The organism is Rhizobium altiplani, assembly GCF_001542405.1.
Lineage (GTDB): Bacteria > Pseudomonadota > Alphaproteobacteria > Rhizobiales > Rhizobiaceae > Rhizobium > Rhizobium altiplani.
The window spans coordinates 35,848-50,192 of the sequence record NZ_LNCD01000124.1; the positions used below are offsets into that span (position 1 = coordinate 35,848).

General features: G+C 60.6%; 12 protein-coding genes. 9 read left to right on the forward strand and 3 right to left on the reverse strand.

The window, feature by feature from the left end; translation table 11 throughout:
• Positions 1–86 precede the first annotated feature (86 nt).
• From AS026_RS30490 to AS026_RS30505, 4 genes are all read left to right on the forward strand, one after another.
• Entirely contained in the window at positions 87–518 is a 432-nt protein-coding gene (locus AS026_RS30490; RefSeq protein WP_018856470.1) for an OsmC family protein, read from the forward strand.
• Positions 519–813: 295 nt separating this feature from the next.
• Positions 814–1,422, forward strand: coding sequence for a TetR/AcrR family transcriptional regulator (locus tag AS026_RS30495; protein WP_025658840.1), 609 nt, complete (start codon positions 814–816; stop codon positions 1,420–1,422).
• Between the two features lie 52 nt (positions 1,423–1,474).
• Positions 1,475–2,611, forward strand: coding sequence for an efflux RND transporter periplasmic adaptor subunit (locus tag AS026_RS30500; RefSeq protein WP_062374306.1), 1,137 nt, complete (start codon positions 1,475–1,477; stop codon positions 2,609–2,611).
• 26 nt (positions 2,612–2,637) lie between these two features.
• A complete protein-coding gene (locus AS026_RS30505; RefSeq protein ID WP_062374491.1) occupies positions 2,638–5,787 on the forward strand; it encodes an efflux RND transporter permease subunit in 3,150 nt (1,049 codons plus the stop codon).
• A 44-nt stretch (positions 5,788–5,831) separates the two neighbouring features.
• Here AS026_RS30505 and AS026_RS30510 read toward each other — a convergent pair whose 3' ends face one another.
• The 3 genes from AS026_RS30510 to AS026_RS30520 all read right to left on the reverse strand — a co-directional run bounded on the left by AS026_RS30510 (position 5,832) and on the right by AS026_RS30520 (position 8,818).
• Positions 5,832–6,755 carry an ROK family protein gene (locus AS026_RS30510; RefSeq protein ID WP_018856474.1) on the reverse strand — a complete coding sequence of 308 codons (924 nt, stop codon included), beginning with the start codon at positions 6,753–6,755 and terminating at the stop codon, positions 5,832–5,834.
• A gap of 72 nt (positions 6,756–6,827) precedes the next feature.
• Positions 6,828–8,162 carry a sensor histidine kinase gene (locus AS026_RS30515; protein ID WP_062374308.1) on the reverse strand — a complete coding sequence of 445 codons (1,335 nt, stop codon included), beginning with the start codon at positions 8,160–8,162 and terminating at the stop codon, positions 6,828–6,830.
• 2 nt (positions 8,163–8,164) lie between these two features.
• Positions 8,165–8,818, reverse strand: a complete 654-nt coding sequence (locus AS026_RS30520) for a response regulator (RefSeq protein ID WP_025658844.1) — start codon at positions 8,816–8,818, stop codon at positions 8,165–8,167.
• Between the two features lie 222 nt (positions 8,819–9,040).
• On the opposite strand from AS026_RS30520, the gene AS026_RS30525 reads away from it, so the two are divergent.
• The 5 genes from AS026_RS30525 (at position 9,041) to AS026_RS30545 (ending at position 14,307) form a co-directional block, all read left to right on the forward strand.
• Positions 9,041–9,994 carry a sugar-binding transcriptional regulator gene (locus AS026_RS30525; protein ID WP_025658845.1) on the forward strand — a complete coding sequence of 318 codons (954 nt, stop codon included), beginning with the start codon at positions 9,041–9,043 and terminating at the stop codon, positions 9,992–9,994.
• Positions 9,995–10,139: 145 nt separating this feature from the next.
• A complete protein-coding gene (locus AS026_RS30530; RefSeq protein ID WP_025658846.1) occupies positions 10,140–11,450 on the forward strand; it encodes an ABC transporter substrate-binding protein in 1,311 nt (436 codons plus the stop codon).
• A 135-nt stretch (positions 11,451–11,585) separates the two neighbouring features.
• Positions 11,586–12,458, forward strand: coding sequence for a carbohydrate ABC transporter permease (locus AS026_RS30535; protein ID WP_025658847.1), 873 nt, complete (start codon positions 11,586–11,588; stop codon positions 12,456–12,458).
• A gap of 1 nt (position 12,459) precedes the next feature.
• Complete coding sequence (locus AS026_RS30540) at positions 12,460–13,290, forward strand: carbohydrate ABC transporter permease (protein ID WP_062374310.1); 831 nt, start codon at positions 12,460–12,462, stop codon at positions 13,288–13,290.
• A gap of 18 nt (positions 13,291–13,308) precedes the next feature.
• Positions 13,309–14,307 (forward strand): ABC transporter ATP-binding protein, encoded by a 999-nt coding sequence (locus tag AS026_RS30545; RefSeq protein ID WP_018856481.1) that lies wholly within the window; start codon positions 13,309–13,311, stop codon positions 14,305–14,307.
• Positions 14,308–14,345 lie beyond the last annotated feature (38 nt).

The window sequence follows — 14,345 nt, forward strand, 5'->3', positions numbered from 1 at the left end:
ATTATATCGGTCGAAGAGGCGGGTTGCCTCGTAGATCGGGCGAAGCGGCGACAGCCCGCTTTCTCTCATCCAAACAGGAGGACGGCATGCAGATCAATCGTACAGGTTCAGCGCAGTGGTCCGGTGGACTGAAGGACGGCAAGGGGCAGATCTCCACGCAGAGTGGCGCGCTCAAACACTATCCCTACGGTTTTTCGAGCCGTTTCGAAGGCATCCCAGGGACAAATCCGGAGGAACTGATCGGGGCGGCGCATGCCGGCTGCTTCACGATGGCCTTGTCGCTGATCCTTGAGGAGGCGGGTCTCAAGGCGACCGATATGGAAACGACGGCAAAGGTGACGCTCGAGAGCGTAGAGAGCGGCTTTGCCATCACGGCGATCCATCTCACGCTGACCGGCACGGTTCCGAACGCCGATGAAAGGACATTCATCGAGCTCGCCAACAAGGCCAAGGCCGGATGCCCTGTCTCCAAGGCCCTTTCGGCTGTCCCGATCTCGCTCGACGTCAAGCTCGCCTGAGCCTTGAGGTGAGACCGAGTGCCGCACCGAGGTGTCGGCACTTCGTCACCCGTCCATCTTTCCAAGCTTCGATCGACTGAATCTATTCGCCCTGCGGCCCAAGCCGTCGGGCCGATTTTCCGTGCTCGCCACGCGCGCAGATAAGCGGGAACGGCGAGAGTTGGCAGATGCCCATCCTATTTACACCAGATCGGCCGTGAGTCTCAGATGTGGCCAAACCTTGACAAATTACGAATGATGTCTTACGACTGACGAAATTCAAAAATCGTCAGTCGTAAGTGAGTGCGCAAAATTGATTAACGATGCTGCGGAAAACACGATCGAAATAACCCGCCAGGAGAATGTGACCCGCATTCTCGACGCTGCTGAGCGGCTTTTCCGCCATTACGGGTATTCGAAGACGACGGTGGCAGACATCGCTCGTGATCTCGGCATGTCGCCGGCCAACGTCTATCGCTTCTTCGCCTCGAAGGTGGAGATCCACCAGGCGATCTGTGGCCGTATGCTGGTTCACAGCTACCAGATGGCGTACGACGTCTGCCACCTGCCGATCAGCGCTTCCGACCGGCTGCGACGTTTTGTGCAGGGCCAGTATCAGATTACGGTCGACACCATGCTCGATCAGGAAAAAGTGCATGAGATGGTCATCGTCGCCATCGAGCGCGACTGGCACGTCATCGAAAGGCATATCGACAGTATTCATGAATTGCTCGCCGATGTGATCCGTGAGGGGATCGCTGCCGGCGAGTTTGCCGAGCAGGACGCGGATGTCGCGTCCCGCTGCTTCGGGGCTGCAACAATCAGCCTCTGTCATCCGCAGATGGTGGCGCAATGTCTTGCCAAGACCAACCGCGCCACCGTCGACGAACTGGTCGAGTTCTCGATCAGGGCGCTAAAGAAATAATTCGCGGCAAGGGCCGCAAATCAACCGATAGCCGATATCAGGAGTGCGAAAGATGATTTCGCTGAAGAGAGTTCAGTTGCCGTCCGTAGTCAGTCTCGCGCTCCTCGGCGCCGTTGCACTTGCCGTATCCGGATGCAGCGACGAGAAGAAAGCCGAGAGGAAAGAGGTCGTCCGGCCGGTAAAGGTCGTGGAGATTGCCGAGGCCGGCGATACCCGCGCGCTGGACTATTCCGGTGCAGTGAAGGCTCGTGTCGAGATGAACCTCGGCTTCCGGGTCGCCGGCAAGATCACCGACCGCCGTGTCAACATCGGCGATCGCGTCAAGCCGGGCGATCTGCTCGCCCAAATCGACCCGACGGACTATCAATTGGCGGTCAAGACCGCCGAGGCGAACCTCGCCGCCGCCGAAAAGGGCGTGGCAACCGCTGATCTCGCCAACAAACGCGCGCAGCAACTGTTCGACAAGAGTGTCACGGCGAAATCGCAGATGGAGCAGGCAGCCCTTAGCTATGATCAGGCCGTCTCGACGCGCGATGCCGCGGCGTCGTCGGTCGACCAGGCTAGGAACCAGGTCGCCTATACCGAGTTGAAGGCCGACCGTAGTGGCATCGTTACCTCGATCAGCGCCGACACAGGCGCGGTCGTCGCGGCTGGCACGCCTGTCGCGACCGTCGCGCTTGATGGCGAGAAGGAAGTGCAGATCGCCGTTCCGGAGAACGACATCGCGCAGTTCAAACCCGGCAAGACCGTCAAGGCCAGTTTCTGGTCGGACAACAAGCTCGTGCTCGATGGCAAGGTGCGTGAGGTTTCCGGCAGTGCCGATGCGCAGTCGCGCACCTTCTCGGTCCGCGTCAGCCTTCCGAACGACGATCGCGTTCTGCTCGGCATGACGGCGACGATCGAGGCCGCCGTTGGCAATGCCGAGACCAACGTCGCCATTCCGCTCAGCGCGCTCGCCGAGAAGGATGGCAAGAAGATCGTCTGGATCGTCGATCGCAATGCATCGACCGTCCATGCCCGCGAAATCAAGGTTGCGGACTTCACCGGCGCTGGCGTCCACGTCGCCGACGGCCTGAAAACCGGCGACCTCGTCGTCGCGGCCGGCACGCAGTTCATGGCCGAGAACCTGAAGGTCAAGCTGCCCGAACAGCAGTCGGCGCAGGCCGAAACCGGCGACGTCATCCGTTAAGGCCTGGTCAGGAGAGGATTATGACCATGGACAACTCCAACGCCGAAAAGCGCCCCTTCAACCTGTCACGCTGGGCGATCGGCCATCCGAGCATTGCACGCTTCCTGTTCGGCCTGATCCTGATCACCGGCGTCCTTGGCTTGATGCGCATGGGCCAGAAGGAAGACCCGGACTTCACCTTCCGCGTCATGGTCGTGCAGGCCATCTGGCCGGGCGCCTCCATCCAAGAGATGGAAGACCAGGTCGTCAACAAGATCGAGCGCAAGCTCCAGGAAACGCCGCATATCGATTGGGTGAAATCCTACACGCGGGCCGGCAGCGCCATCATCACCCTGCAGGTGAAGGGCGATACCAACAGCCAGCAGGTCGCTGACGCCTTCTACCAGGTCCGCAAGAAGGTCGGCGACATTTCCAGCGAGTTGCCCGAAGGGCTGCTTGGACCCTATTTCAACGATGAGTTCGGCGATACCTACATCACGCTGCATTCGATCAGCGGCGACGGTTACAGCTATCCGGAGCTGAAGAAATTCGCCATCCAGGCGCGTGACATGCTTCTGACGACGCCGGGCGTTGAGAAGGCTGTCATCATCGGCGATCAGCCAGAGAAGATCTACATCGACGTATCCTCGAAGGCTCTGGCCGAACGCGGACTGACCGTGCTCGACCTGCAGAACGCGATCAAGGGACAGAACAGCGTCGATCCGGCCGGCTCCGTCGACACCGGCACACGTTCGGTGCGGATTTCCGTCGAAGGCGACGTAACGAAGGCCGAGGACATCCGCGAACTGCGGCTAAGGGCCGGCAATCAGGTCACGCGTCTTGGCGATATAGCTACCGTCTATTCGGGCCTCGAGGATCCCTATCAGCGCAAGTATCGCTTCAACGGGCATGAAAGCGTCCAGGTCGGCGTCGTCATGGCCAAGGGCTTCAAGGTCACCGATGTCGGTAAGGATGTCGAATCGACCTACGAGCGGTTCGCGGGATCACTGCCCTACGGTGTCGCCGTCGACCAGATCTCCAACCAGCCCGACGTCGTCACCGATGCGATTAGCGAGTTCATGCATGCGCTTGGCGAGGCCCTGATCATCGTGCTGATCGTCTCCTTCCTGTCGATCGGCTGGCGCTCGGGTCTCGTTATCGCCATCGCCATCCCGCTCGTGCTGGCAGCGACCTTCGCCATTATGTACGAGTTCGGCATCGATCTGCAGCGCATTTCGCTCGGCGCACTCATCATCGCGCTCGGCCTACTCGTGGACGATGCCATGATCGTCGTCGAGCTGATGGAGCGAAAGCTAGAGGAAGGCCTTGTAAAGATCGAAGCAGCCAGTTTTGCCTACTCCTCGACCGCCTTCCCGATGCTGACCGGCACGCTGATTACCACCGCGGGCTTCATCCCGGTCGGCTTTGCGGCGTCGACCGCCGGCGAATATGTGCGTACGCTGTTCTATGTGGTCGGCATTGCGCTGGTTGTCTCATGGTTCGTGGCGGTCTATTTCACGCCATGGCTCGGCTACATGATCCTGAAGCAGCGCCACCATGCGGGCGAGCATCACGATGCCTTCGACACGCGGTTTTATCATCGCCTGAGAGCGACGGTCAGCTGGGCCGTGCGCCATCGCATTATCGTCATTGCCATGACGCTGGTGACCTTTGCGACCAGCCTTTGGGCGTTCCAGTTCATCCCGCAGAACTTCTTCCCGCAATCTTCGCGCCCGGAAATCCTTGTTGATCTCTGGCTGCCAGAGGGCACCAGCATCAAGGAAGTCGAGACGCAGGCAAAAGCGCTCGAAGCCAAGATCATGGATGACAAGGACAAGAAGTTCGTCGCCACCTACATCGGCGAGGGCGCCCCGCGCTTCTTCCTGCCGCTCGACCAGCAGCTCCGCAATCCGAACTTCGCGCAGCTTCTCGTCATGGCAAACGACGAGCCGGCGCGCGAGCGGTTGATCGTCAAGCTGCGGACCATCCTTGCGGAAGACTTCCCTGATATCAGAGGCAAGGTCGATCGTCTGTTCCTTGGCCCGCCGACGGGCTGGCCGGTGCAGATGCGCATCATGGGACCGGATCGTCAGGAAGTCCGCAGAATCGCCGACGAGGTGAAGGCGAAGTTTGAAGCCAATCCGCAACTCGGTGCGATCCACGACGACTGGCTGGAGCCGGTGCCGGCGATGAAGCTGGTGATCGATCAGGACCGTGCCCGTGCGCTTGGCATTACGTCGCAGCGTGTTCGCCAGATGCTGCAAACGGCTGTCTCCGGCGCCCCGCTCGATGATTTCCGTGACGGCGAGGAGACGGTGTCGATCGTCGCCCGTGAGCCGGAAACCAATCGCTCGCTGTTGTCGGCCGTCAACTCGGTCTACGTGCCAACGGACTTCGGCGGCTTCGTCCCAGTCTCCCAGGTTGCCAAGGTGGTGCCCGTTCTGGAGCAGGGGATCGAATGGCGGCGCAACCGTCTGCCGACGATCAGCGTTCGTGCAACATTGCCGGATGGCGTCCAGTCGAACGACGTAGTCATGAAGATGTATGCCGACATGCAGCCGCTACGTGACAGCCTGCCGGCCGGTTACAAGATCGAGATCCAGGGTGGCGCGGAAGATTCCGCCGAAAGCCAGGCCTCGATCGCGGCCAAGGCACCGATCATGCTCGTCGTCATCGTCCTCTTGCTGATGGCGCAGTTGCAGCACTTCGGCAAGGCGATGCTGGTGCTGGCGACCGGTCCGCTCGGGATCATCGGTGCGGCTGCGGCCCTGCTGATATCGGGCGCTCCGTTCGGCTTTGTCGCCATCCTCGGCGTCATCGCGCTGCTCGGCATCATCATCCGCAACTCGATTATCCTCGTCGACCAGATCGACCAGGACATCAAGGCGGGGATGAACAGGCAGGAAGCGATCGTCGGTGCTGCCGTGCGGCGTTTCCGCCCGATCATGCTGACGGCGCTGACGGCTGTCCTGGCGCTGATCCCGATCTCGCGCGGCGTTTTCTGGGGTCCGCTCGCCTATGCGATGATGGGCGGCATCCTTGTCGCGACGGTGCTGACAATCCTGGTGCTGCCCGCCGCTTACGCCCTCTTCTTCGGCAAGGAGCCGAAAGCAGCTGCGGCCAAGGACGGTGTCGCAAACGGCAACGCACCTGAAGAGGCGGAGGAAATGCACCCGCCGGCCCTGGCAGCCGAATGACGGGAAAGACGATGGCGCGGTGAGAACCGCGCCATTTTCGTTAGTCAGACCGTGGTTTCCGCGGCTTCCGCTTTCAAGCCGAGCAGTGCGGCGCCGATCAGGCCCGGCTCGACGCGGCATTCGCTGCGGACCACGAGCGGGCGATCGAATTTGCGCAGGATGCGCTGGCGGACAGCCTTGTCCAGCTCCGCAAGCAGCTCTTCGACATTCGAAAGACCGCCGCCGACGGGCACGATGGTGGCACCCGTGATATTCACCGTCAGGGCGAGTGGCGAGGCGACGAGGTCGACGAAGACATCGATGGTGCGAGCCGCCTTGGCCTCAGCCTTCAGCCAATCATCGATGATCTCCTGGCTGGACAGGTCGATTTCATGCAGCGTTTTGTGCAGCCGCTCGAGGCCGCGGGCGCCGCCGACCGTATCGACGCAGCCCGTCTGGCCGCAGCCGCAGGGAAAGGCCGGAATGGCAACCGGCGGATTGCCGGCATGAGATGCTAGCGCCGGGCCATGACCCCATTCGCCAGCAAAGCCGCCCGCGGCATTGATCAGCCGGCCATCTGCGACGACGCCACCGCCGACGCCGGTTCCGAGAATGGCGCCCAGAACGATGCGGTGGCCGCGCCCGGCGCCGAGATCGGCTTCCGCCATGGCGAAACAATCCGCGTCATTTGCAATCAGGACGGGCAGGCCAAGTTCCGCCTCGAGATCAGCGGCGAGATTGCGGCCGTGGATACAGGGAATATTGGCGCAGGTCAGCCGCTGCGTATCCGGATCGACGACGCCGGCGATCGAGAAGGCCAGGCGTGTCGGTTGCTCGCCGGTTTCCGCGATGATGGCACGCAGCGTGTCAACGAATGCGGCAAAATCGTCCTTGGGGGTGGGACGCCGGCCGAGCGGCGTGATGTCGGCTTCGGAGTGCGCCACTCCGCCCTTGATGGCGGAGCCGCCGATGTCGAAAGAGATGATCATTCGGGTTCTGCTGGTTGGATGGCCTCTGCGTCTGCTCGCACCCTTCCGCGGGTTTTGCAAGCCAAATCCGGGTCAGGCAGGCAGGGTCATCTTGGCTTCGAAGCCGGCTTTCTCGCCAGCTGGTGGGGAGCGCAATTCCAATGTACCGCCCATCTGGGAGACGATACGGTCGGCGATGGCGAGCCCGAGGCCCGAACCGGATGCTGTCGTCTTGCCGCGGCGGAAGCGCTTCTTCAGGCCCGCCATCTCGGCCTCGCGGATCGGTGGCCCGCCGTTGACGACACGGATGATGCCGCCACTTTCGAGACTGACATTGACCGGCAGGTCGGGATCGCCATGGATCAGGGCATTCTCGATCAGGTTTCGCGTGACGATGCCGAAGGCATCCATGTCGGCGTTGCGGACGAGCTTTGCATCGGGCGCAGCAGAATACTTGAGCCTGCCGTTCGTACGGCTGTCGCGCTGGAAGTCGGTGACGACCATGTCGAGGACAGGGCGCAGGTCGATCGGGCTCGAGCTCCCGCCGATACCCGCCTCGGCGCGTGACAGTTGCAGAAGCTTTTCCGCCAACCGGCTGAGATTGACCAATGAGGCTTCGACCTGCTGTACGCGATCCTGCGTTGGGCCGCGTGGCAATTCTTCCGCAAGCCGTTGGGTCTGTGCCAGCGCACCGGCAATCGGCGTTCTCAGCTCATGCGCACTGTTGGCGGTGAATTCACGCTCCGCTTCGAGGGCCGCTCGCAGGCGCCCGAGGAGGAGGTTGACCGATCGAGCGATCGGCCTAAGCTCGACCGGCAGGTTCTGGCCATCGACCTCAACCATGTTGCCGCTGTCCTTCGTCCCGATGTCTCGCCGGAGCGCCTCAATCGGCCGCAGCGCCCGCCCGACGACGAACCAGATCGCAAAGATGCTGGCGGGAATCAGTGCTGCCAGGGGGATAAGCAGCGTCACGGCGCTTTCGCGCGCGGCTTCGTTCCGGTTCTTGAACCGGTCGGCCACCTGCAGGAACAGCGAGCCGTCGGCCGCCATTTCGGTGTAGATCCGGGCCGTTGGTGTATCGTGAAAGCCGGTGCTCAGCGGCGCGTCGAACGGCTCGGCTGGAGCGTCATTCGAATGCAACACGACCTTGCCGCTGGCGTCGCGCACTTGATAGGTCAAATACTCGCGTCTGGCGGCAGCGTCGAACATCGCCATGTTGCGTGGATCACGATCTGTGCCCTCGTTCAGCTCGGCTAGGATAAACGCCAGCAGGCGCTCGGTCGTCTCCTGCTGGGCAGCGTCGAAAATTTCATCGAATTCATGCTGCATCACGCGGAAACTCAGGCCGATCGCTGCAAGCCAGGAGACAACCAATACGGTCGTCAGGGCAAGGATCAACGGGCCGGTGATGCTGCGTTCACGTTTCATTTTCATCCGAGTGTGTAGCCGATGCCGCGTGCCGTGCGGATACGGTCCTTGCCGATTTTCTTGCGCAGGCGGCTCACATACACCTCGACCGTATTGCTTTCGATTTCGGAGCCGAATGCATAGAGCGCTTCCTCGATCCGGTCCTTTGGAACGATCGCGCCCGGGCGCGCCGTCAGGAGGTCGAGCACCGCCCACTCGCGGCTCGTCAGGATGATCGGCTCGCCGGCCACGGAGAGCTGATGCAGTGGCCGGTTGATCTCGATATCGGAAATGCGGATCACCGGATGCGGATTGGCGTCGTAGCGGCGCGCGACGGCCATGATGCGCGCTTCCAGCTCGTCCAGATTGAAGGGCTTCACGAGATAGTCGTCGGCGCCGGCGTTCAGTCCGTCGATACGATCCGAGATCTGATCGCGCGCGGTTAATATGATGACGGGCGTTTTCAGGCCCCTTTCGCGAAGACGGCGCAGAAACTCGACGCCGCTGCCATCCGGGAGCTGAAGGTCGAGAAGGATCAGCCCGTAATCGACAGGTCGAGCGGCGGCGTCGGCATCGGCGAGATTTTGCACCCAGTCAACGGCATGATTGGCAGCGGCGACATGATCCCGCACTGCTCCACCAATCATCCTGTCATCTTCAACCAGCAGAATTCGCACAGTTTTTTCCTCGGTGCCAGTTAGCTCGCAGTTCAACCTTCGGTCAAGCAAGGCTTGATCGACAAAGATGACAAGCAGATGGCACCCGGCTCCCGCTCCAAGCCAAAATAGGCTGTGCAATTTCTCAATACACTCGACATTTGCCCGAATTCTGGTTTGATTTGGCGCGATGTACATCTTCCCGTCGGCGGTGGCCGCCCCTTTCAGCATGGTAGAGACTTGATGGTACGAAAATCCGAGACTTCGGGACGGCTGGATGACGCGGCGCGTGCGGGATGGCTCTACTACGTGGCGGGGCGAACGCAGGATGAGATTGCTTCCTCCATGGGGATTTCCCGGCAGTCGGCCCAACGGCTGGTGTCGCTCGCGGTCGCCGAACGGCTGATCAAGGTGCGGCTTGACCATCCGATCGCTGCCTGCCTCGAACTCGCCAATGCGGTGCGCAAGAAGTTCAACCTGAAGCATGTCGAGGTCGTCCCGAGCGATCCCGGTTCCAGTTCTGCGACGGTCGGCATCGCGGAGGCCGCCGCAGCGGAGATCGAGCGCTGGCTGAAGCGGCCCGATCCGATCGTGCTGGCGGTCGGCACAGGGAGAACGTTGAAGGCGGCGGTCGATCAACTGCCCGCCATCGAATGTCCCAACCATCGCATCGTATCGCTGACCGGCAACATCGCGCCCGATGGTTCGGCGGCCTACTACAACGTCATCTTCAGCATGGCCGACGCGGTGAAGGCGCGGCATTTCCCGATGCCGCTGCCGGTTCTCGTGACGTCGGCGGCGGAACGGGAAACCCTGCATGGCCAGCAGCTCGTTCGCTCGACACTCGAGATCAGTGCGCAGGCGGACGTGACGTTCGTCGGCATCGGCGAGCTCGGCATCGACGGCCCGCTTTGCGTCGACGGATTTCTCGAGAAAGACGAGATGATGGAGCTGATGCGCAACGGTGCCGTCGGCGAGATCTGCGGCTGGGTGTTCGACAGCGAGGGCAAGCTTCTCGACAACCCGATCAACGAGCGGGTGGCCTCGGCCTCGATTCCCTCACGCGAGTCGTCGACGGTCATCGGAATTGGCAAGGGAAAGCGCAAGTTCAAGGCGATCAAGGCTGCTGTAATAGGCCATCAGATCAACGCGCTGATCACCGATGAGGATACCGCCGAGTATTTGCTCAAGGCATGAGCAAATATTTATTTCTTTAGAATCAGTTAGATAACACCATTGTTCGCTAATGCAGCAACGAATGGTGATTGACATTGTTTGCCTACGGGTGAGTAATTGCTCATGAGCAAAGCGAATGCTCGCACTCATCTTCTGGGAGGAAGATATGACATTGAGAACTCTCCTGCTGGGCGCCTGCTCAGCACTGGCGTTTGCCGGCATGGCATCGGCCGAAACGCTGACCATCGCGACCGTGAACAACGGCGACATGATCCGGATGCAGAAGCTGACGGATGACTTCAAAGCAAAGAACCCCGGTATTGACCTCGAGTGGGTAACGCTCGAAGAAAACGTCCTGCGCCAAAAGGTTACGACCGACATCGCAACCAAGGGCGGTCAGTACGACGTTCTGACGATCGGTACCTATGAAGTTCCGATCTGGGCAAAGCAGGGTTGGCTGCTGCCACTCGACAATCTCGGCGCCAACTACGATACCGACGACCTGCTGCCGGCAATCCGCAGCGGCCTGACCACGGACGGCAAGCTCTACGCAGCGCCGTTCTACGGCGAAAGCTCGATGGTCATGTACCGCAAGGACCTGTTCGACGCCGCCGGCCTGAAGATGCCTGACGCGCCGACCTGGGATTTCATCGCGGATGCCGCGAAGAAGATCACCAACAAGGACAAGGAAATCTACGGCATCTGCCTGCGCGGCAAGGCTGGCTGGGGCGAAAACATGGCCTTCCTGACGGCTATGTCGAACTCCTTCGGCGCCCGCTGGTTCGACGAGCAGTGGAAGCCGCAGTTCGATCAGCCGGAGTGGAAGGACACGCTGAACTTCTACGTCAACCTGATGAAGGACGCCGGACCTCCCGGTGCTTCGTCGAACGGCTTCAACGAAAACCTGGCGCTGTTCCAGACCGGCAAGTGCGGCATGTGGATCGACGCGACCGTTGCTGCGTCCTTCGTCAGCAACCCGAAGGAATCGACCGTGGCTGACAAGGTCGGCTTCGCTCTGGCTCCGGACAAGGGCCTTGGCAAGCGCGGCAACTGGCTCTGGGCCTGGAACCTCGCCATCCCTGCAGGCTCGCAGAAGGTCGAAGCGGCCGAAAAGTTCGTCGCCTGGGCAACCAGCAAGGATTACACCAACCTGGTCGCCGAGAAGGAAGGCTGGCTGAATGCACCTCCCGGTACCCGCTCCTCGCTCTATGCGAACGCGGATTACCAGAAGGCGGCGCCTTTCGCGAAGATGACGCTCGACAGCATCAACGCGGCTGACCCGACAAAGCCGACCGTCAAGCCGGTCCCTTATGTCGGCGTCCAGTTTGTCGCCATTCCTGAATTCCAGGGCATCGGCACGGCCGTCGGACAGCAGTTCTCCGCAGCTCTTGCAGGACAGGTTTCTGTCGACCAGGCACTGCAGAGTGCACAGCAGCTGACGACCCGCGAAATGACCAAGGCTGGTTATATCAAATAGGTAAAACCTCCTGAGAAGGCGGGGGAGTTGACACCCCGCCCATCTGGGTTGCCGAATGCCCAAATTGCGTCGGCGCCCCTTTTTTCTTAGCTGCCCTGCAGCCGTCTGCCCTTTTGAAGAGGATCGGTCATCGCCATGGCAACGTTACACACCCGCTCCGCAGCGCGAATGATGATCGCACCGTCCGTTGTGCTTCTCTTCCTGTGGATGATCGTCCCGCTCGTGATGACGATCTATTTCTCATTGCTGAATTACAATCTGCTCAGCCCGGGCATGGAAACCTTCGTCGGCTTCCTGAACTACAAATATTTCCTGACCGACCCGGCCTTTATCGCCGCCTTGATCAACACGTTGCTGCTGGTACTCGGCGTGCTCCTGATCACTGTCGTGGGCGGCATCGCGTTTGCGCTGCTCCTGAACCAGGATATCTACGGGCAGGGGATCGTTCGCATCCTGGTGATCGCACCCTTCTTCGTGATGCCGACAGTTGCGGCGCTGGTGTGGAAGAACATGTTCATGAACCCGGTCAACGGGCTCTTCGCACATCTCGCCAAGGCGCTTGGATTGCAACCCTTTGACTGGCTTGCCAACGCGCCGCTCTTCTCGATCATTCTGATCGTCGCGTGGCAGTGGCTGCCTTTCGCGACGCTGATCATGCTCACCGCCCTTCAGTCGCTGGACGAAGAGCAACAGGAAGCTGCCGAAATGGACGGCGCCGGCGCGATCTCGAAATTCTTCTACATCATCCTGCCGCACATGGCCCGCGCCATCACGGTTGTCATTCTGATCCAGACGATCTTCCTGCTCTCCGTCTTTGCCGAAATCCTGGTGACGACGAACGGCGGGCCTGGCACGCAAAGCACCAACCTTACCTTCCTCGTCTATTCGCAGGCATTGCTGCAATTCGATATCGGCGGCGCCTCGGCGGGTGGTATCGTCGCGGTTATCCTTGCCAATATCGTTGCGATCTTCCTCGTGCGCCTTGTTGGCAAGAATCTGGAGGCTTGAGATGGCTAGAAAGGTCTCAACTCGACGCAAAATGATCATGACGGCGGTCGCCTGGGCGCTCGGCATCCTGATCTTCTTCCCGATCCTCTGGACGTTCCTGACGAGCTTCAAGACGGAAGCGGATGCCATCGCCTCGCCGCCGCAGTTCCTGTTCTTCCACTGGACGACCGAGAGCTACGCGGAAGTGCAGAGCCGCTCGAACTACCTCAGTCACTTCATGAACTCGGTGATCATTTCCTTCGGTTCGACGCTGATCGGACTGATCATCGCGATCCCGGCCGCCTGGGCGATGGCGTTTTCGCCGACCAAGCGGACGAAGGACGTCTTGATGTGGATGCTGTCGACGAAGATGATGCCGCCGGTCGGGGCGCTCATCCCGATCTACCTGATGTTCAGAAATTTTGGCTTGCTCGACAGCCGCAGCGGTCTGGTGATCATTCTCACTTTGATCAACCTGCCGATCATAGTGTGGATGCTCTACACCTACTTCAAGGAAATCCCCGGCGAGATACTTGAGGCGGCCCGCATGGATGGTGCTTCGCTCTTCAAGGAGATCATCTACGTGCTGACGCCGATGGCGGTGCCGGGCATAGCATCGACGCTGCTTCTCAACATCATCCTTGCCTGGAACGAAGCCTTCTGGACTCTGAACCTCACTGCCTCGAAAGCAGCGCCACTGACGGCGTTCATCGCTTCCTATTCCAGCCCCGAAGGCCTGTTTTATGCCAAGCTTTCGGCAGCATCGACCATGGCGATCGCCCCGATCCTGATCCTCGGCTGGTTCTCGCAGAAACAACTCGTCCGCGGCCTGACCTTCGGCGCGGTGAAATAAGACACTACGGAGAGAAACATGGGCAGCATTACCCTTCAAAAAGTCTCGAAGGTCTTCGGCGAAGCCAAGGTCATCCCGTCGATCGACCTCGACATCAAGGACGGCGAGTTCGTCGTCTTCGTCGGGCCTTCGGGCTGTGGCAAGTCCACTCTGCTCAGGCTGATTGCGGGCCTCGAGGACGTGTCGGATGGCAAGATCGTGATCGACGGAAAGGATGCAACCGAGAAAGCCCCATCAGAGCGCGGCCTTGCGATGGTGTTTCAGTCCTATGCGCTCTATCCGCACATGAGCGTGCGCAACAACATCGCCTTTCCGCTGAAGATGGCCAACGTCGACAAGGCCGAGATTGACAGAAAGGTCGCAGACGCCGCACGCGTCCTCAACCTCACCGACTATCTTGAGCGCAAGCCGCGCCAGCTCTCGGGCGGCCAGCGCCAGCGCGTCGCCATCGGCCGCGCGATTGTACGCCAGCCATCGGCGTTTCTGTTCGACGAACCGCTTTCGAACCTGGATGCCGCCCTTCGCGTCAACATGCGCCTGGAGATCAGCGAACTGCATCAGCAGCTGAAGACCACGATGATCTACGTCACCCACGACCAGGTGGAAGCCATGACCATGGCCGACAAGATCGTCGTGCTGAACCGTGGAAATATCGAACAGGTCGGCTCACCGCTTGAACTCTACCACAAGCCGCGAAACCTCTTCGTCGCGGGCTTTATCGGCTCGCCGAAGATGAACTTCGTCAAAAGCCAGTATGCCGCGCAATTCGGAGCGCACACGATCGGCGTGCGGCCGGAACATGTGCTGTTGTCGACCGAAAGCGGCGACTGGAAGGGCAAGGTCATGGTCGCCGAACATCTCGGCGCGGACACCTTCCTGCACGTGGATGTCGAGGGTATTGGTCATGTCACCGCGCGTGGCGGCGGCGATTTCCCGGCAAAGGCCGGCGATGTCGTCTATCTGACTCCCGACAAGACGCGGATCCACAAATTCAACGAGGGTGGTCTCACCATCTGAGAGCATTGCTGCCGGGTTGGGGACGAGAGCGCACGCCG